This is a genomic window from Brevibacterium sp. CBA3109 (assembly GCF_040256645.1).
Lineage (GTDB): Bacteria > Actinomycetota > Actinomycetes > Actinomycetales > Brevibacteriaceae > Brevibacterium > Brevibacterium koreense.
Window position 1 is genome coordinate 740992 of record NZ_CP158281.1, and the last position, 17110, is coordinate 758101.

Annotated in this window: 14 protein-coding genes; 8 read left to right on the forward strand and 6 right to left on the reverse strand. The window is 64.4% G+C overall.

From position 1 onward, the window contains the following. Nucleotides 1-71: 71 nt before the first annotated feature. Nucleotides 72-857 (reverse strand): IclR family transcriptional regulator, encoded by a 786-nt coding sequence (locus tag AAFP32_RS03310; protein ID WP_101619344.1) that lies wholly within the window; start codon nt 855-857, stop codon nt 72-74. A 226-nt stretch (nt 858-1083) separates the two neighbouring features. Between AAFP32_RS03310 and AAFP32_RS03315 the strand changes: the two genes are divergently transcribed. The 3 genes from AAFP32_RS03315 (at nt 1084) to AAFP32_RS03325 (ending at nt 4773) form a co-directional block, all read left to right on the forward strand. Continuing rightward, on the forward strand, nt 1084-2463 hold the full coding sequence (locus AAFP32_RS03315; protein WP_350270638.1) for an NAD-dependent malic enzyme: 1380 nt from the start codon (nt 1084-1086) through the stop codon (nt 2461-2463). Between the two features lie 105 nt (nt 2464-2568). Then, nucleotides 2569-3876, forward strand: a complete 1308-nt coding sequence (locus AAFP32_RS03320) for a DUF6986 family protein (RefSeq protein ID WP_420883380.1) — start codon at nt 2569-2571, stop codon at nt 3874-3876. 72 nt (nt 3877-3948) lie between these two features. Next, the gene (locus tag AAFP32_RS03325) at nt 3949-4773 is read left to right on the forward strand and encodes a bifunctional allantoicase/(S)-ureidoglycine aminohydrolase (RefSeq protein WP_350270640.1); all 825 of its coding nucleotides are present in this window, start codon (nt 3949-3951) and stop codon (nt 4771-4773) included. 103 nt (nt 4774-4876) lie between these two features. Here the strand turns inward: AAFP32_RS03325 and AAFP32_RS03330 are convergent, their stop codons facing one another. Then, a complete protein-coding gene (locus tag AAFP32_RS03330; protein WP_350270641.1) occupies nt 4877-6352 on the reverse strand; it encodes a malate:quinone oxidoreductase in 1476 nt (491 codons plus the stop codon). Between the two features lie 216 nt (nt 6353-6568). On the opposite strand from AAFP32_RS03330, the gene AAFP32_RS03335 reads away from it, so the two are divergent. The 3 genes from AAFP32_RS03335 (at nt 6569) to AAFP32_RS03345 (ending at nt 10141) form a co-directional block, all read left to right on the forward strand. Further along, a complete protein-coding gene (locus AAFP32_RS03335) occupies nt 6569-7654 on the forward strand; it encodes an aminotransferase class I/II-fold pyridoxal phosphate-dependent enzyme (protein ID WP_350270642.1) in 1086 nt (361 codons plus the stop codon). Further along, on the forward strand, nt 7651-9054 hold the full coding sequence (locus AAFP32_RS03340; protein WP_350270643.1) for an FAD-binding oxidoreductase: 1404 nt from the start codon (nt 7651-7653) through the stop codon (nt 9052-9054). Before AAFP32_RS03335 ends, AAFP32_RS03340 begins: the two co-directional genes overlap by 4 nt. An 85-nt stretch (nt 9055-9139) precedes the next feature. After that, the gene (locus AAFP32_RS03345; protein WP_350270644.1) at nt 9140-10141 is read left to right on the forward strand and encodes an isopenicillin N synthase family dioxygenase; all 1002 of its coding nucleotides are present in this window, start codon (nt 9140-9142) and stop codon (nt 10139-10141) included. 5 nt (nt 10142-10146) lie between these two features. Here AAFP32_RS03345 and mmuM read toward each other — a convergent pair whose 3' ends face one another. Next, nucleotides 10147-11073, reverse strand: coding sequence for a homocysteine S-methyltransferase (mmuM, locus tag AAFP32_RS03350; protein ID WP_350270645.1), 927 nt, complete (start codon nt 11071-11073; stop codon nt 10147-10149). 21 nt (nt 11074-11094) lie between these two features. Between mmuM and tgt the strand changes: the two genes are divergently transcribed. Beyond that, complete coding sequence (gene tgt, locus AAFP32_RS03355; protein WP_350270646.1) at nt 11095-12354, forward strand: tRNA guanosine(34) transglycosylase Tgt; 1260 nt, start codon at nt 11095-11097, stop codon at nt 12352-12354. A gap of 6 nt (nt 12355-12360) precedes the next feature. Here tgt and AAFP32_RS03360 read toward each other — a convergent pair whose 3' ends face one another. Continuing rightward, nucleotides 12361-13110: a queuosine precursor transporter gene (locus AAFP32_RS03360; RefSeq protein ID WP_350270647.1), complete on the reverse strand. Its 750-nt coding sequence runs from the start codon at nt 13108-13110 to the stop codon at nt 12361-12363. Beyond that, nucleotides 13085-15652: a M3 family metallopeptidase gene (locus tag AAFP32_RS03365; RefSeq protein ID WP_350270648.1), complete on the reverse strand. Its 2568-nt coding sequence runs from the start codon at nt 15650-15652 to the stop codon at nt 13085-13087. The genes AAFP32_RS03360 and AAFP32_RS03365 overlap by 26 nt, the downstream gene beginning before the upstream one ends. 106 nt (nt 15653-15758) lie before the next feature. Between AAFP32_RS03365 and AAFP32_RS03370 the strand changes: the two genes are divergently transcribed. Next, nucleotides 15759-16829 carry an AI-2E family transporter gene (locus AAFP32_RS03370; RefSeq protein ID WP_350270649.1) on the forward strand — a complete coding sequence of 357 codons (1071 nt, stop codon included), beginning with the start codon at nt 15759-15761 and terminating at the stop codon, nt 16827-16829. Nucleotides 16830-16831: 2 nt separating this feature from the next. On the opposite strand, the gene AAFP32_RS03375 is transcribed toward AAFP32_RS03370, so the two are convergent. Continuing rightward, nucleotides 16832-17056, reverse strand: a complete 225-nt coding sequence (locus tag AAFP32_RS03375) for a hypothetical protein (protein WP_009883223.1) — start codon at nt 17054-17056, stop codon at nt 16832-16834. Nucleotides 17057-17110 lie beyond the last annotated feature (54 nt).

A 17110-nucleotide genomic window follows, 5' to 3' on the forward strand; every position in this document is an offset into this window, starting at 1 on the left:
CTACGAGTCTCGACACGCCACCCGTTTTTGGCTGTGCAGCTTGTGGTGGCTGTGCAGTGAGCCCCAGCGCCTCAGGCGCCGCCGCGCATATCGTGGGAGATCGCCTCGGCGGCCGAGCGCAGCAGCGGAATCGCACGATCGGCGAAGTTCTGGTCGACACGGCTGATCGGTCCGGACACGGAGATCGCCAGGGGAGCGGGGGCATCGGGGATCGACATCGCGAAGCAGCGCACGCCCAGCTCCTGCTCCTGCTCGTCGATCGAGTACCCGCGGTCACGGATGCGCACCAGCTCGGCCTCGAGATCCTCGACGGTGCCGATGCTGTACTCCGTGGGCGTCGGCATCCCGGCGGTCGTCACGATGTGACGCACCTGCTCGGGTTCCAGGCCGGCGAGGATCGCCTTGCCCACACCGGTGTCGTGCATATGCGTCCGCCGCCCCACCTCGGTGAACATGCGCATCTGTCGCTGCGAGGAGACCTGATCGACGTAGACGACCATGTCTCCGTCGATGGTGGCGACGTTTGCGGACTCACCGAGTTCGTCCACGAGCGTGCGCAGGTAGGGGCGGGCGATGGCCCCCAGCTGGGTCCCGGCCAGGTTGCCCAGGCGGATCAATCCCGGTCCCAGCGCATAGCCGCGGTTGGGCAGCTGACGCACCACGCCGAGGTTGACCAGAGTGTTGAGCAGACGGTGGATCGTCGGGAGGGGCAGGCTCACCTCGGCGGCGATGTGACTCAGCGTTGCAGAACCGGAGGAGTTCGCGATGCACTCGAGGAGCCCGAAGGCGCGTTCGACGGACTGGACGCCGCCCTTGGTCTGGCGGATCGCGGGGGCCTTCGTATCGTTGCTGGTCATCCCAGTTCCTCTTCCTCGTCTATTGAATTCGTGTTCATTGACTTGCGTGGCAGCTCGACGATGAGTGCCGTCGACATGACAACCAGGATCGCTGAGCGAAACTGTGACTCAGTCTAGTCTCGAAATGGAAGAAAGTTTCCGCTCGCGATCATTCTGGCTAGATTTTCCACTATACAGAAGATATTATCCGTACTACGGAAAAGACTTATCAGAGAGGATAACTTCCATGGCTGTTCCAAGTCCCGGATACTCAATCACTCTTCGAGTGGAGACAGCGGTCGGCCGGACATCGACGTCCGACCTCGTGGCTGCCGCCGCGGCAACCGGTGCCGCGATCACCGCGCTCGATGTCGTCGAATCCACCCCGCACACGGTGATGATCGATGTCAGCGCCGATACCCGCGATGTCGCCCACGCCGACGAGGTATCGGCTGCACTCGACAAACTTGACGGCGTCGAGGTTCACAAGGTCTCCGACCGGACCTTCCTGCTCCACCTCGGCGGCAAACTCGAATCCTCGCCCAAGGTGCCTCTGCGCAACCGTGACGACCTCTCCCGGGCCTATACGCCTGGCGTGGCCCGAGTGTGCATGGCCATCGCGGAGAACAAGGCCGACGCTCGTCGTCTGACGATCAAGCGCAACACCGTTGCGGTCGTCACAGACGGCACTGCGGTTCTGGGCCTCGGCGACATCGGGCCGGAAGCGGCGATGCCCGTGATGGAGGGCAAGGCCGTTCTGTTCAAGCAGTTCGCCGGCGTCGATGCCTGGCCGGTGGCCCTTGATACCAAGGACACCGAGGAGATCATCTCGATCTGCAAGGCCATTGCTCCGGCCTACGGCGGCATCAACCTCGAGGACATCTCCGCCCCGAGGTGCTTCGAGATCGAGGCCCGACTCCGCGAGGAGCTCGACATCCCCGTCTTCCACGACGATCAGCACGGCACCGGCATCGTGACACTGGCTGCGCTGAAGAATGCGCTCAAGGTCGTGGGCAGGAAGCTTGAAGATCAGCGCATCGTCGTGTCCGGTGTGGGCGCTGCGGGAAATGCGATCATCCGGCTCCTCCAGGTCGCTGGTGCGAAGAACATCATCGCCTGTGGCCGTGACGGCGCTATCGGACCCGAGTCGAATGTCGACACTGAGCACAAGCTGTGGCTGCAGCGCAACACGAACCCGGAGGGCTTCGAGGGCACTCTGAAGGAAGCCGTCGCCGGCTCGGACGTGTTCATCGGCGTCTCCGCTCCGAACGTGCTCGACGGCAGCGACATCCAGGCCATGAACAAAGATGCTCTTGTCTTCGCGATGGCCAACCCCGACCCTGAGGTCGACCCCGCAGAGGCGCTCAAGTACGCAGCCGTTGTGGCCACCGGCCGCAGCGATTATCCGAACCAGATCAACAATGTGCTGGCATTCCCGGGCATCTTCCGCGGCCTGCTTGATGCTGAGGCGACCGACATCGACGAGAACATCATGGTCGCCGCGGCGGACGCTATCGCCTCGTGCATCCCGGAAGACGAACTCCATCCGGGTTATGTGGTGCCTTCGGTCTTCGACCCCGAAGTGGCGAAGAAGGTCGCAGAGGCGGTTGCGGCCGTTTCGTCCTGATCATCGACCGGTCTCCTGAAACAGGGGGCCGGTCGCTGTTTTATGAGAGACAATGTTGGGAGACCAGTCCTCCCGCGCAATGATGCTACGAAAGAGAATGTGAAATTGGATCAATCAACGTTGGCCGACATCGACTCACTCCTGGCGGACACGGACGAGCTGCTGAGCATGCGGTATCCCGGCGAGCGTGATGTCCGGCAGCCCGTGCACACCGTCTACGTCCCCGGGCACCTCTCGACCCCGGCACTGCCCCGCGAGTGGGGTGAACAGGCGCTGGAATGCGTCGAGGCCAACGGCGGGATGGTTCAGCTGGCCGAACGCGTCATCATCGCCTCCCGCAAGGAGGCCCTCGCCCCCGACAGCCAGACGATGCCGAATCTGCACCAGGTCGCTCGGGAAGCGGAGATGCTCGCCGAGGCCGTCACCCGGAAGCTCGCCACCGAACCGATCGAGGACCTGAGGATGGACTTCGAGGACGGGTTCGGGAATCGTGGCGATGAGACCGAGGACGGCTGTGTGCGTGAGGCCGCACGCAATGGGATCGCAGGACTGGCCGAGGCGGGTGCGCCGGCGTTCTTCGGCATCCGCTTCAAGTGCTTGGAAGCCGATACCAGGGCACGCGGTCTGTGCACCCTGGATGTGTACCTCGCCGAGGTGATCGCCGCCCACGGATCGTATCCGAAGGAGCTTGTCCTCACGCTGCCGAAGGTGAGCACCGTCGACCAGGTCAGCGCCATGGTCCTGGCCTGCCGTGCACTCGAAGCCGAGCACGGCCTCGCCGAGGGCACGATCACCTTCGAGGTGCAGGTCGAGACCCCGCAGCTCATCCTCGGCGCCGACGGAACAGTGCCGCTGGCACCGGTCCTCGATGCTGGGGCCGGGCGCATCACCTCCCTGCACTATGGCACCTACGACTATTCGGCCTCGATGGGCGTCGCCGCCGCCTACCAGGCCATGGATCACCCGGTGGCCGACTTCGCGAAGAACCAGATGATGCTCGCGGTCGCCGGCACCGGCGTCCACCTCTCTGATGGTTCGACGAACATCATGCCTCTCGGTGAGCCCGAAGAGATTCAACGGGCCTGGAGCCTGCATGCCGGACTGGTCCGCAGGCACCTCAAGCGCGGCATCTACCAGGGGTGGGACATGCACCCGCACCAGCTGCCCACACGCTTCCTCGCCACATTCCGCTTCTACCGCGAAGGGGCGGAGCGGGCGGCGACTCGACTGCGCAACTATGTGTTCCAGGAGGACTCAGGTGTCCTCGACGAGCCGGCGACGGCACGGGCGCTGGCCCGCTACCTGGGCCGCGGACTCTCCTGTGGCGCCCACACCGAGGAGTTCGTGACGGATCGGACGAAGATGTCGATCGCGACCCTCAATCATATCGCCGCCACCGGCGCGGCAGAGTGACCTGCCGACAACCTCGGCGCCAGACCGCCGGTTTGTACTGACCAGCACCGATTCGAAGGAGACACCACACCCATGACGACGACCGACCCCTACACCTACTGGGCACCCACCGGCGGGCACCCGCCGCAGACAAAACTGCTCACCGACCGTGCGATCGTCACCGAGGCCTACACGGTGATCCCGCGCGGAGTCATGCGTGACATCGTGACGTCCAACCTGCCCGAATGGACGGGGACTCGTTCCTGGGTGCTGAGCAAGCCGGTGGCCGGGGGAGCGGTGACGTTCTCCCAGACCATCCTCGAGGTCGCCCCGGGCGGCGGCTCCGAGAAACCTGAGCCGCAGGTCGAGGTCGAAGGGTTCATCTTCCTGATGGCCGGTGCGCTCGAAATCACCCACGAGGGCCAGGCTCACACCCTGACGCCGGGCGGCTACGGATTCCTGCCCGCGGGTTCGACGTGGAGTGTGAAGTCCACCGGTGCCGAGGCGGCACGCTTCCATTGGGTCCGCAAACGCTATCAGCCTGTGGCTGGGCTGGACCCGGAGGCCAAGTTCGGCCAGGAATCCGACGTCGAGCCTGCAGCGATGCCGGGCACCGACAACCGGTGGCGGACGACGCGTCCCCTGGATCCCAACAATCTGGCCTACGACATGCACGTCAACATAGTGACCTTCGAGCCCGGTGCGGTGATTCCCTTCGCCGAGACTCACGAGATGGAGCATGGTCTCTACGTGCTCGAGGGCAAGGCCGTCTATCGACTCAACGGCGACTGGGTGGAGGTGCAGGAGGGTGACTTCATCTCGATGCGCGCCTTCTGCCCGCAGGCCTGCTACGCCGGCGGACCGGGCCGCTTCCGCTACCTGCTCTACAAGGACGTCAACCGCCAGGTCGAGCTGTGAGGCACAGACTCACTCATAGACGCTGACACGCGAAGAACGGCGGACCGCAGGGTCCGCCGTTCTTTCTGTATTCAGCTGTTGTCAGCTACCAGTCGTCAGCCGATCAGATCAGCTTGAGGGTGCGAGCCGTGTACTCGGAGAGCTCCTTGAGCAGTGTCTCGTCATCGGCGAGGCTGCGGCCCAGCGAGGGAACCATGTCCTTGATCGCAGGTTCCCAGCTGCTGTACTGGCGAGGGAAGCAGGTCTTGAGCAGGTTGAGCATGATCGACACTGCCGTCGATGCACCAGGTGAGGCGCCGAGGAGAGTAGCGATCGAGCCGTCTGCCGAGGAGATGAGCTCGGTGCCGAAGCTGAGGACTCCGCCATTCTTGGGATCCTTCTTCATCACCTGCACGCGCTGACCGGCCTGGATGAACTCCCAGTCGCTGGGGTCGATGTTCGGGATGAACTCGTGCATCGACTCGAAGCGGGCCTTCTTCGACGAGGCCAGCTCGGAGACGAGGTAGGTGACGAGGTCGGTGTTGTCCTTGGCCACGTTGAGCATCGTGGGCAGGTTGTTCCCGCGCACCGAGAAAGGCAGATCGGTGAAGCGGCCGCCCTTGAGGAACTTCGGGGAGAAGCCGGCGTAAGGACCGAAGAGCAGGTAATCCTTGCCGTCGACGACACGGGTGTCGAGGTGAGGCACCGACATGGCAGGAGCACCGAAGGAAGCCTGGCCGTAGACCTTGGCCTGGTGGCGGGCGACGACATCGGGGTTCGAGGTCCGCAGGAAGATGCCGGAGACGGGGAATCCGCCGTAGCCGCGGCCCTCGGGGATGCCCGACTTCTGCAGCAGCGGCAGGGCACCGCCGCCGGCGCCGTTGAAGACGAACTTCGCGTTGACCTTGTGGGTCTCGTGGGAGAGCAGGTCCTTGACGGTGACGACCCAGCCGTCGGAGGAGCGTTCCAGGTCGGTGACCTGGTGGCTGGTGCGGATCGTGGCACCCTTGTCGCCGACGTAGTTGAGCAGCTGGTGCGAGAGCGAACCGAAGTCGACGTCAGTGCCGATCTTCGTGCGCGAGATGCCGTTGACCTGACCGGGTCCGCGGCCTTCGAACATCAGCGGCAGCCACTCGGCCTGGGTGGCCGGGTCGTCGGTGTACTCCATCTCGGAGAAGAGCGGATTGCGGACCATCTGCTCGTAGCGGTTCTTGATGTAGTCGCGTCCCTTCTCACCACGGCCGTAGCTGATGTGAGGGACCTGGTTGATGAAGGACTTCGGCTCTGCCAGGACGCCGTTGTCGACGAGGTGCGACCAGTACTGGCGGGAGTGATGGAACTGCTCGTTGATCTGCGAGGCCTTCGCAAGATCGACGTGGCCGTTCTCGTCCTCAGGAGTGTAGTTGAGTTCGCACAGGGCGGCGTGGCCGGTGCCTGCGTTGTTCCAGGGATCGGAGCTCTCCTCGGCGACATAGTCGAGCTTCTCGTAGACCCGGATATCCCATTCGGGCTGAAGTTCGGTCAGCATGGCACCAAGAGTGGAGCTCATGATGCCGCCGCCGATCAAGACAACGTCAACCTTTTCCTGCGTTGAGGGCATTTCGACTCTCATCCTTCGTCACTGACTACATGTATTCGACTCACAGACTACTCTTCGCCACACGCGAACCAGTAACCCGCCCCTGCGTACAGGAGTCCCGTGCGAGCAACCTCACAGCCGGTGATCGTCCGCAGTCACACGCATTTTCCGACCATTCGGACGTTTAGCCCGTGGACGCCTTGTGTCGCCCGCCACAGGATGTGCAAATATGGGCACATGTCGAATCGCTTCCTGCTTCGTGATGCCCTGGCCGAATTCCCGCCCTATGTGCCGGGCAAGCCCCCGACCACCACGCCGGGTCTGAAACCGTACAAACTGTCCTCGAACGAGAACCACCTGGCACCGCTGCCGGGCGTCCTCAAGTCGATCACCGACCCCGGGCAGGTGCCCGCGAACTATCCGGATCCGAAGTCGACGAAGCTGGTCGCCGATATCGCGGCCCATCTCGACGTCGATGCCTCCGAGATCGTGCCCGGTGCCGGGGCCTCGGAGATTCTCTCCGCGCTGACGAACATCACCCTCGAAGCAGGCACCTCGGTGGTCTACCCCTGGCCCTCCTTCGAGATGTACCCGATCCTCGCCTCGGCGCGTGGTGCCGAGAAGCGCCCCGTGCCCCTGCTCGAGGACGGTCGGCATGACTTCCAGGGCTTGGTCGCGGCCATCGACGACACGACCCGCCTCATTCTTCTCTGCTCGCCCAACAATCCGACCGGCCTGTCGATTTCGACGGCCGAGCTCGACGGCTTCATGGCCGAGGTCCCGGCCGAGGTCATCGTCGTCCTCGACGAGGCGTACTTCGAGTTCGCCACCGACGCCGAGGTGGTCGATGGGATGGCCGCCTACCGGAATTTCCCGAATCTGGTGTTGGCACGCACCTTCTCCAAGGCCCATGGCCTGGCTGGCCTGCGGGTGGGCTTCGGCGTCGCCGATCCCACGATCGCGACCGCCCTGCGCCAGGTCATCGCACCCTTCAGCGTCACCTCGACGGCTCAGGTCGCGGCCGCAGAGTCGCTGTCGCGCAACGACGAGGTCCTCGTCCGAGCCAAGGACGTCGCGGCCACCCGTGACCAGTTCGCCCAGGATCTGCGGAATGCGGGACTCACCGTCACCGACTCGCAGGGCAACTATGTGTGGGTCAGCCTGCCCGACGAGGACGCACAGGACTTCGAAGCTGCCTGCGCAGCCCAGGCCGTGGCAGTGCGGAAGCTCAGCGGCGGGGTGCGCATCAGCATCGGACCCGATGAAGCTCTCGACCGGGTGCGCGACGTGGCCACGAAGTTCGCAGCCTCGCGGACCGCATGAGTGTGACAGCCGAGATTCCGACCCAGGACCTGGAGGCTCGGCTGAGCCCCGGCGCGCTGGTCACCGACAGGGACGTCATCGACAGCTACGCCTTCGACAAGGCCCTGTTCTGCCCCGCAGGCCAGGCCCTGGCGCTGGTGCGGGCACGCACGGTCGATGACGTCGTGGCAGTGATGGCCTTCGCCACGCAGCACCACATCCCCGTCGTCACCCAGGGCGCACGGACCGGCCTGTCCGGTGCCGCGAACGCCGTCGACGGCGGCCTCCTGCTCAATGTCGCAGCGATGGATGAGGTCCTCGAGATCGACGAGGTCAATCAGACCTGCCGCGTCCAGCCCGGGGTCATCAATCAGGACCTGAAGACGGCGCTGGCCGAACACGGACTGGCCTACCCGCCCGATCCGGGGTCGGTGGCGATCTCGACGATCGGCGGCAATGTCGCCACGAACGCCGGCGGCATGTGCTGCGTGAAGTACGGCGTGACCAAGGACTATGTGCGGGCCATGACCGTGGTGCTCGCCGACGGGACTGTGACGAAGCTGGGCCGTCCGACTGCCAAGGGTGTCGCCGGGCTCGACCTGGCGGCCCTGTTCGTCGGGTCCGAAGGAACCTTGGGCACCATCGTCGAGGTGACGCTGGCCCTGAAGCCGACACTGACGCAGCCGATCACCGCAGTGGGAATCTTCCCCGACACCGCATCGGCCGGGCGCACCGTCACCGAGTACATGGGCTCAGGGGCGAATCCGTCGATGCTGGAGTTCATCGACGGTCCCAGCGTGGCGATGATCAATGCCTACGGTGACTTCGGACTGCCCGACGATGTCGGCGCGTTGCTGCTCGTCCAGTCCGATGCCAAGGGTGCCGGGGCGATGGAGGAGCTCGAAGCCTTCCGCCAGGTCGCGGAGTCCAACGGCGGCACCGAGGTCTTCGTCTCCGACGATCCGGCCGATTCGCAGATGCTCGTCGCGGCCCGCCGAGCGGTGGCCCCGGCGATGGAGAAGTACGCCCACACTCGTGGTGGGGGAGAGCTCGTCGATGATGTGTGCGTGCCGCGCTCCGCCCTCGGGGAGTTCTTCGAACGCCTGGCGCTCATCGATGCCCGCTTCGATGTCGAGGTCGCCACGGCCGGTCACGCCGGTGACGGGAACATGCATCCCTCGGTGGTCTTCGACGCAGGAGACGAGGCTCAGGTGAGCCAAGCGCAGGAGGCGTTCGCCGCGATCATGCAGCTGGGTCTGGATCTGGGTGGGACGATCACGGGTGAGCACGGAGTCGGATTCCTCAAGCGCGAGTGGCTCGGGCGTGAGCTCGATGCCGGAGCCAGGCTGATGCACACGCAGATCAAGGATGCCCTTGACCCGCTGGGGATCCTCAATCCGGGGAAGATGTTGGGCGTGTGACGCTTCGTGACCGCTGATGACTTCATCGCGGTGTGACGGCAGGAGTTCGCATTAGTGTTCTGAACACCTAGGAAAGGACTCAGCAATGACGCTTCGCCAACTCCCCATCCTCGACCTCAGCCTGTCTGAGGATCCCGCGACCGCCGAGACGTTTCGAGCAGACCTGCGCCGAATCACGCATGAGATCGGATTCTTCTACCTCGTCGGCCACGGTGTCCCCAACGAGGACTTCAGCGCAATCATCGAAACAGCGCAGAAGTTCTTCGCTCTCCCCGAGGAAGAGAAGCTGGCGATCGAGAACATCAACTCCACGCACTTCCGCGGTTATACGCGCACGGGTGGCGAACGCACACGCGGCCACGTCGACTGGCGTGAGCAGATCGACATCGGCCCCGAACGCGAACCGGTGACGGAACCTGAACACGACTATGACAATCTCACCGGCCCCAATCAGTACCCGCAGTCATTGCCGCAGCTGCGGGAGGTCACTGACTCCTGGCACGCCCAGCTCACGGAGGTCGGCAACAGGCTGCTGGCTCAATGGGCGCTGAGCCTGGGCCAGGAGGCCGATCACTTCTTCGCTGCCTTCGACCGCGACCCGGAATCATTCATCAAGGTCGTCCGCTATCCGGCAGCCGAGAGCGAGGACGTGACCCAAGGGGTGGGCGAACATTGTGACGGCGGTACTCTCACCCTGCTCTACCCGCAGCCGGGCACCACGGGCCTGCAGGTGCTGACAGATGACGGCTATATCGATGCGGATCCGATCGACAATGCCTTCATCGTCAATATCGGCAAGCTCCTCGAAGTCGCGACGAACGGGTATCTCAAGGCGACGGTCCATCGGGTGCTGCCGACCAAACCAGGTGAAGACCGGATCTCGATACCCTTCTTCTACAACCCCGCTCTGAGCAGTCATCTGCCGCCGGTTGAACTCCCGCCGGAGCTTGCAGCCGAGGCGCGTGGAGTCTCTGTCGATGAACTCGACGCGCTGCACGCGGTCTACGGGCAGAATGCGTTCATGTCGCGTCTGCGCTCACACCCGAACGTCGCTGAGAAATACTATGCAGAGCACATCGCGAACTGAGATGCTCAGAGCTGCGGCACGGACGGGGCGAGACCGGCGATGTCGGCTGGCGTCGTTCGGCAGCAGCCGCCGATAATGCGAACACCGGAGGACACCCACGGTGCCAGTGCCCTCGGGCCAGAGTCGAAGGCAGAGTCCTCGCGCCATTCCATCGTGGCCGCATCGTAGGTCTCACCAGAATTCGGGTAGGCGATGAGTGGCAAATCGGTGGCGCTCGCCAAGGCCGCCAGCGCGGGGGCCACGAGTGAGGGCCGGACGCAATTGACGCCGAGTGCGCGGATCATTGTCGAGTCGGCAACCGCCTCGGCGAGGTCGGTTAGGGGTGTTCCGTCGGCCATGTGAAGACCATCGGCCAGGTCTCCATGGTCAGCCAGGGGCACGCTCAGCCACGCGGGAATCCCGTACTCATCGGCCAGGCCGGCGAGCACCGTGATCTCCGGCAGCGATGGCTGTGTCTCGATGGCCAGCAGATCGGCACCGGCACTGACCAGGGCCTCGATGCGGGGGCGATGGAAGGCTGCGAACTCCTCATCGCTCAGGTGATAGTCGCCGGTGTACTCGGCGCCGTCGCCGAGAGCCGCGCCGTAAGGTCCGACGGACCCGGCGACGAGGGCATCGCCGGCCCCAGCCGCAATCTCAACGCTGCGTGCGATGAGACGCAGACCCTCCTCGGCGGGGATCGATGCTCGCTCGAAACCCAAGGGGGTCGCCTGGTAGCTGGCGGTCGTGACGATCTGGGCACCGGCGCGGATGAAGTCGGCGTGCACCTCGGCGAGGGTGTCGGGGGAGTCCCGGAGCAGGGCTGCCGACCACAGCTCGTGGCTCAGATCGATGCCGCGGGACTCGAGCGCGGTACCCAGACCGCCGTCGATGACGATAGGGTCGCCCGAGCGCACAGCAGCCTGGAGCAGGTGGATGAAGGTCTGACTCATGCTCCCAGTTAAACTGGTCGGGTGACCCGAATCGAATCCTCCGCAGAATCTGAGACAGCGCCCATCAACGACCGCTCCCGGTTCGGGTTCGAGGTCGGCACCCGCCTCGACGAGGGTGGTCGCACCGGCGTCATCCACACCCCGCACGGGGACATCGCAACACCCGCATTCATCCCGGTCGGCACGAAGGCCACGGTCAAGGCCGTGCGCCCTGATGAGGTGGCCGAACTCGGCGGCCAGGCGGTGCTCGCCAACGCCTACCACCTCTACCTGCAGCCCGGCTCTGACCTCATCGACGAGGCCGGAGGATTGGGCAAGTTCATGAACTGGCCCGGCCCGACGTTCACGGACTCGGGCGGATTCCAGGTGATGAGCCTGGGCTCGGGGTTCAAGAAAGTCATCTCGATGGAGTCGACCGGCGAACAGAACGATGATCTCGTTGCCGTCGGCAAGGAACGCATGTCGAATGTCGATGACGACGGGGTGACCTTCAAGTCCCACCTCGACGGGACCATGCACCGCTTCACCCCCGAGGTCTCCATGCGGGTCCAGCACGAACTCGGCGCGGACATCATGTTCGCCTTCGACGAGCTGACGACGCTGATCAACACCCGCGGCTACCAGGTCGAGTCGCTCGAACGCACCCGGCAGTGGGCCCTGCGCTGCATCGAGGAGCACCAGCGCCAGACTGCTGCCCGCACACACCGGCCCTACCAGGCACTCTTCGGCGTGCTCCAGGGTGCGCAGTACGAGGACCTGCGGCGCAAGGCCGCGCGCGATCTGGGCGGGATGGACTTCGACGGCTTCGGCATCGGGGGAGCCCTGGAGAAGGAGAACCTCGGCACCATCATCCGCTGGGTGTGCGAGGAGCTGCCGGAGAACAAGCCCCGCCACCTGCTGGGCATCTCGGAACCCGATGACCTGTTCGAGGCGATCAAGACCGGCGCGGACACCTTCGACTGCGTCTCGCCCTCACGAGTGGCCCGCAATGCCGCGATCTACACCCGCGACGGCCGCTACAACCTGACCGGGGCGAAGTACCGCAGGGACTTCGGGCCGCTGGATCCCGACTGTGCCTGCTACACGTGCCAGAACTACTCGCGGGCCTACCTGCGGCATCTGTACAAGGCCAAGGAGATGCTCTTCTCCACCCTGTGCACCGTCCACAACGAGTACTTCGTCGTCAACCTCGTCTCCGAGATCCGACAGGCGATGATCGACGGCCGCTTCGCCGAGCTCGAGGCCGAGGTGCTGGGCCGCTACTACGCCAAGAAGGCCTGAGCGCGGCTAGGCGGCCTCGCTGCCGCCGGGCAGCTCGTAGCTGGGTTCGTGCTTCTTCACGAGCTTGATCACCCGGTAGGTCACGGGCATGAGGATGACTTCGACGGCGACCTTGTAGACGAAGCCGAAGACGATGTAGTTGATGAAGTCGAGTCCGGGGATGACCCCGGCGAAGGCGATGACGCAGAACAGCAGGGTGTCGACGAATTCGCCGACTCCGGTTGAGGTGAGCAGGCGGACCCAAAGCTTCTGTTCGCCCATGCGCTTCTTCACGGCCACGAGCACATAGGAGTTCAGCAGCTGGCCGAAGAAGTATCCGACTAAGGATGCGGCGACGATGCGCGGGTAGAAGCCGAGGACGGCGGCGAAGGCGTCCTGGTTCTCATAGCCGGGTCCCGGGGGTGAGATGAGGACGAGCCAGAACACGAGCGTCGCCAGGATCTGGAGTCCGAAACCGGTGATGACGGCCTTGCGGGCAGCCTTGAAACCGTAGACCTCACTGATCACATCGCCGAGGATGTAGGCGATGGGGAACAGGAAGGCACCGCCGTCGGTGACGATGGGTCCGAAGCCGATGACCTTCGTCGCGGAGATGTTGGAGATGATGAGCACCGCGGAGAACACGGCCAGAATCACCGCATAGTAGCGTCCTCGGGAGGAGGCGAAGGCCGCCAGTCTGCCCGCAGCGCTCAGCGCCTCCGGGCCTCCAGTGCTCGGCTCGTCCGAGCCCTCAGGCTTCGGCACCTTCTTCGACAACAGTGATTTCCTTCCCTCCGGTGATGGCCAGCAGCTGCTCATACGTCAGCGGCATCATCGAATTCGGTGTGCCGGCCGCAGCCCAGAGAACAGGATAGTCCTTCAGCGCCACGTCGACATACGTGGGGATCTCCTGCGGATGCCCGCATGGGGCGACCCCGCCGATGACCTGACCCGTCGCGGTGCGCACCAGATCCTTATCGGCCCGGTCGAGGGAGCTCAGCCCGATGAGTCCGGCCACGAAGTCGGTGTCCACGCGGTGGCGACCGGAGGTCATGATGAGCACCGGTTGGCCCTCGGAGGAGAAGATCAGGCTGTTCGCGATCGCTCCGACGTCGACACCGACCTTCTCCGCCGCCGAGGCTGCGGTGGGGGTGGCATCGGTGAAGAGTCTGATCTGTGGTTCGATTCCATTGGCTTCTAGGACCTGGGAGACCGCCGCATGGTTGCGGTGCTCCTTCGGCTCGGCGGGCTCTGCGGCTGGTTCTTCTGCGTCCGTTTCTTCCACGGGCTCGGCCAGACCACGCCTGCGCAGCAGGGGCGCGACGTCGGGGCGGGTGCCGAAGAAGCGTTCGATGGCGTTCATCGGGTCAACCGAGTAGCCGGGGGCCAGGATGGCTTCGCGGAAGGCGTCGCCTGCTTCCCGGTTGAGTCCGCCTTGGGCTTCGAACCATTCGCTGACCCAGGCCGCGATGACCTCCGAGTAGAGGTACGAGTAGTAGCCGGCGGCGTAGCCCGAGGCGAAGATGTGGCCGAAGTAGGTGGTGCGATAACGGGGTGGAACGAGGGTAATGAAGCCTGCGGCGGCAAGGACCTCGGATTCGAAGGAGAGGACGTCGGTGATGTGCTCACCGGCTTCAAGGGAATGCCATGACAGGTCGAGCATGGCCGCGGCCAGGTATTCGGTCGTGTCGAACCCCTGCCCGAACTTCTCGCTCTCGATCAACGCGGTGACCAGCGATTCGGGCATCGGCTCGCCGGTGTCGACATGTTTGGCGTAGTGGGGGAGGACCTGTGGGTGGAAGCGCCACATCTCATTGAGCTGGGAAGGGAACTCCACGTAGTCGCGTGGCACAGCCGTGCCGGCCGTGGACGGGTAGGTCGAGTTCGCGAACAGGCCGTGCAGGACGTGACCGAATTCGTGGAAGAGGGTGTTGAGCTCGGTGGGGTTGAGCAGCGTCGGACGGCCTTCGCCCGGTTTGGCCAGGTTGAGCGAGAGCGTGACCACGGGCAGGTGCCCGGTCAGCCGTGAACTTGTCACCAGCTCACCCATCCATGCGCCGCCGCGCTTCGTGTCCCGGGAGTAGGGGTCGAGGAGGATGAGTCCCAGGGTGCGTTCATTGGCGTCGGTGACCTCGAAGGTCCGCACATCTTCGTGCCAGGCGGAGACCGTCTCGCGTGGGGCGAAGGTGACTCCGTAGAGACCCGTGGCCGCGCGGAAGACGCCCTCGTTGAGGACGGTGTCGAACTCGAAGTACTTAGCGACCTCGTCGGCGTCGATGTCGAATTCTTCGGCCCGGTACTGCGCCAGACGATGCTTGACGTCCTCGGGTGCGACGTCGGTGAGACCGTAGCGGTCCTTGACCTGGGTCAGCTCCTCGGCCAGCTGTGCGTTGGCCGGAGCGATGAGCGAGGAGACGATGTCCGCGGCCGCATCCGGTCCGCCGGCGGTCTGGTTGTCGATCGCAAACGACGAGTACGAGGGGTATCCCAGCAGCTTGGCCTGCAGGGCCCGCAGGGCCGTGGTGTCGGCGACCTGGGTTCGGGTGTCGCCCTCGCCTCCGCGGGCGCCCCGTGAGGTCGAGTTGTCGAGCACCTGTCGCCGAGTCTGCGGCGATTCCAGAGATTCGAGGACGAGCTGCTGGGTGAAGTTGTTCAGAGGCAGCAGGTACCCGTGAGTGCCCCGCTCGGCCGCCCGATTGGCGGCGGCCGCGATCTGGTCCTCGCTGAGCCCGGCCAGCTGATCCACCTCGCCGAGGTGGACCGCGAGATCCCGTGTGTCCTTCTGCAGGGCTCGGGAGAAGGAGGTGGCCAGGGTCGTGAGCTCGGCCGCGATCGTACTCATGTGCTCGCGCTCTTCTTCGCCGAGGCGGGCGCCGGCACGCACGAACTCCTCGATTGTGAGCTCCTGCTGACGCTTGTCCTCGGGATTGAGATCGGTGGAGGGAACCTGCTCGATGCGGTGGAAGAGATCGACATCGAGGAAGATTCGGGTCCGTGCCGCGGACAGACGATCCCACACCTCGGCAACGGCGTCGGTGAGCTCGGGGCGGAGATGATTCGATTCGACGGTGCTCACCACGGCAGAGATCCGGGTCATGGGGATGGTCGCGGACTCGAAGCGGACGGTGGTCGACACGAACGTCGGATCGGTCTCATCACCGATGATGCTCTCCACCTCGGACCGGGCGAAGTCCGTGGCCGCGCGGACCGCAGCGATCAGCGACGCGGGAGTGACGGCGGAGAAGTCGGGCAGTGAGAATTCGCCCTGTGGGTCGAGGAAGGACTCCCAGACATCAATGCTGTTCGGATCGGAGCTCATCGTCGACGTACCACTTTCTACACGGTTGAAGGATTGTGCCAGGTCTCGACCTCGATCCTAACGCGTGAGCGCGAGCCAGCGCATGGTCGCTGGTTACACTGGGGCCATGGGAAAAGGGCAGGGAAAGACCCTCACTCTCAACAGTGCATTTCGGGTCGGCTTCACCGGAACGCTCGGAGTGGGACTCGCAATCGGGTTGATGACGGCCCTGCAGTCTGTGGCGACCGTGTTCATCTACATCGGTCTGGCCCTGTTTCTCGCCCTCGGTCTCGAGCCGATCGTGGTGTGGCTGGTCGAGCGCAAGCTGCCACGCTCCCTGTCGGTCGTCCTCGTGGTGCTCGCATTCATCGTCGTCGTTGCGGGTGCTGTCCTGCTCATCGCCCCCGCCGTCATCAGCCAGATCCAGCAGTTCATCGGTGATCTTCCTGACATCGTCGAGAACCTGGCGGCCACGGGATGGGTCGCGGACCTCGAGCAGAGGTTCACCGGTGCCGTCGATCTCGACAAGATCTTCGCCAACATCGGTGACTGGGTCGCCGACCCGAAGAATGTGGTGTCGTTGGGCGGCGGGGTCGTGTCCATCGGGGCCGGAATTCTGAGTTTTCTCACCGGTGTGGTCATCGTCGTCATCCTCACCATCTACTTCGCTGTGACGATGCCGACGATCAGGTCGGCCATGTACTCCCTCGTCGCGGCGAGTTCACGGCCGACGGTCGAAGCGGTCACTGATGAGGTCACCCGATCCATCGGGCGCTACGTTCTGGGCCAGGTGTCCTTGGGCATCGTCAACGGCGTGTGCTCGGCCATCTTCCTCACCATCATCGGCGCCCCATTGCCGGCGCTGCTCGCCTTCATCGCGTTCCTCGCCTCACTCATTCCACTCGTCGGCCCTATCACGGGTGCGATCATCATCACCGCCTCGTGCCTCATGGTCTCTCCCGGGCTGGGTATCGCCGCCGCGATCTACTACCTCGTGTACATGCAGGTTGAGGCCTATCTGCTCAGTCCTCGCATCATGAAGGCTGCTGTGGATGTGCCCGGTGCACTCGTCATCATCGCCGCCATCGCCGGCGGCACCCTGGGCGGAGTGCTCGGTGCAGTGGTCGCGGTGCCTGTGGCTGCTTCGGGGATGATCATCATCCGCAAGGTCGTCGTGCCCGCGCAGGACAAGAGATAGGGCTAGTCCTGGTCGTCGTGGCCCTCGCTCCGAGTGACCCGGACGATGAGGCCGATGAGCAGCCGGGCGATGTAGTAGGTGCCGAAATAGGAGATTGCCGCCGTGACCAGTGTGATGAGCAGGTTGCTCTCATCGCCGCTGGTGACAGCCAAAGTGGCGAAGATCGTCACCGTGATGGCCGCGAGAAACGGGATCAGGCGCAGGACCGGGCTGTCGACTTCACTCATGTTCGTCAGCGTACCAAGACAGTCGACCAGCGCCGAGGTGGCTGTGACCGTTCC

Coding starts and splice junctions, on each gene's coding strand:
- AAFP32_RS03365 (WP_350270648.1), bottom strand. CDS start 15,652: ATGAGCTCCGATCCGAACAGCATTGATGTCTGGGAGTCCTTCCTCGAC.
- AAFP32_RS03370 (WP_350270649.1), top strand. CDS start 15,759: ATGGGAAAAGGGCAGGGAAAGACCCTCACTCTCAACAGTGCATTTCGG.
- AAFP32_RS03345 (WP_350270644.1), top strand. CDS start 9,140: ATGACGCTTCGCCAACTCCCCATCCTCGACCTCAGCCTGTCTGAGGAT.
- AAFP32_RS03335 (WP_350270642.1), top strand. CDS start 6,569: ATGTCGAATCGCTTCCTGCTTCGTGATGCCCTGGCCGAATTCCCGCCC.
- AAFP32_RS03325 (WP_350270640.1), top strand. CDS start 3,949: ATGACGACGACCGACCCCTACACCTACTGGGCACCCACCGGCGGGCAC.
- mmuM (WP_350270645.1), bottom strand. CDS start 11,073: ATGAGTCAGACCTTCATCCACCTGCTCCAGGCTGCTGTGCGCTCGGGC.
- AAFP32_RS03330 (WP_350270641.1), bottom strand. CDS start 6,352: ATGCCCTCAACGCAGGAAAAGGTTGACGTTGTCTTGATCGGCGGCGGC.
- AAFP32_RS03375 (WP_009883223.1), bottom strand. CDS start 17,056: ATGAGTGAAGTCGACAGCCCGGTCCTGCGCCTGATCCCGTTTCTCGCG.
- AAFP32_RS03315 (WP_350270638.1), top strand. CDS start 1,084: ATGGCTGTTCCAAGTCCCGGATACTCAATCACTCTTCGAGTGGAGACA.
- AAFP32_RS03310 (WP_101619344.1), bottom strand. CDS start 857: ATGACCAGCAACGATACGAAGGCCCCCGCGATCCGCCAGACCAAGGGC.
- AAFP32_RS03340 (WP_350270643.1), top strand. CDS start 7,651: ATGAGTGTGACAGCCGAGATTCCGACCCAGGACCTGGAGGCTCGGCTG.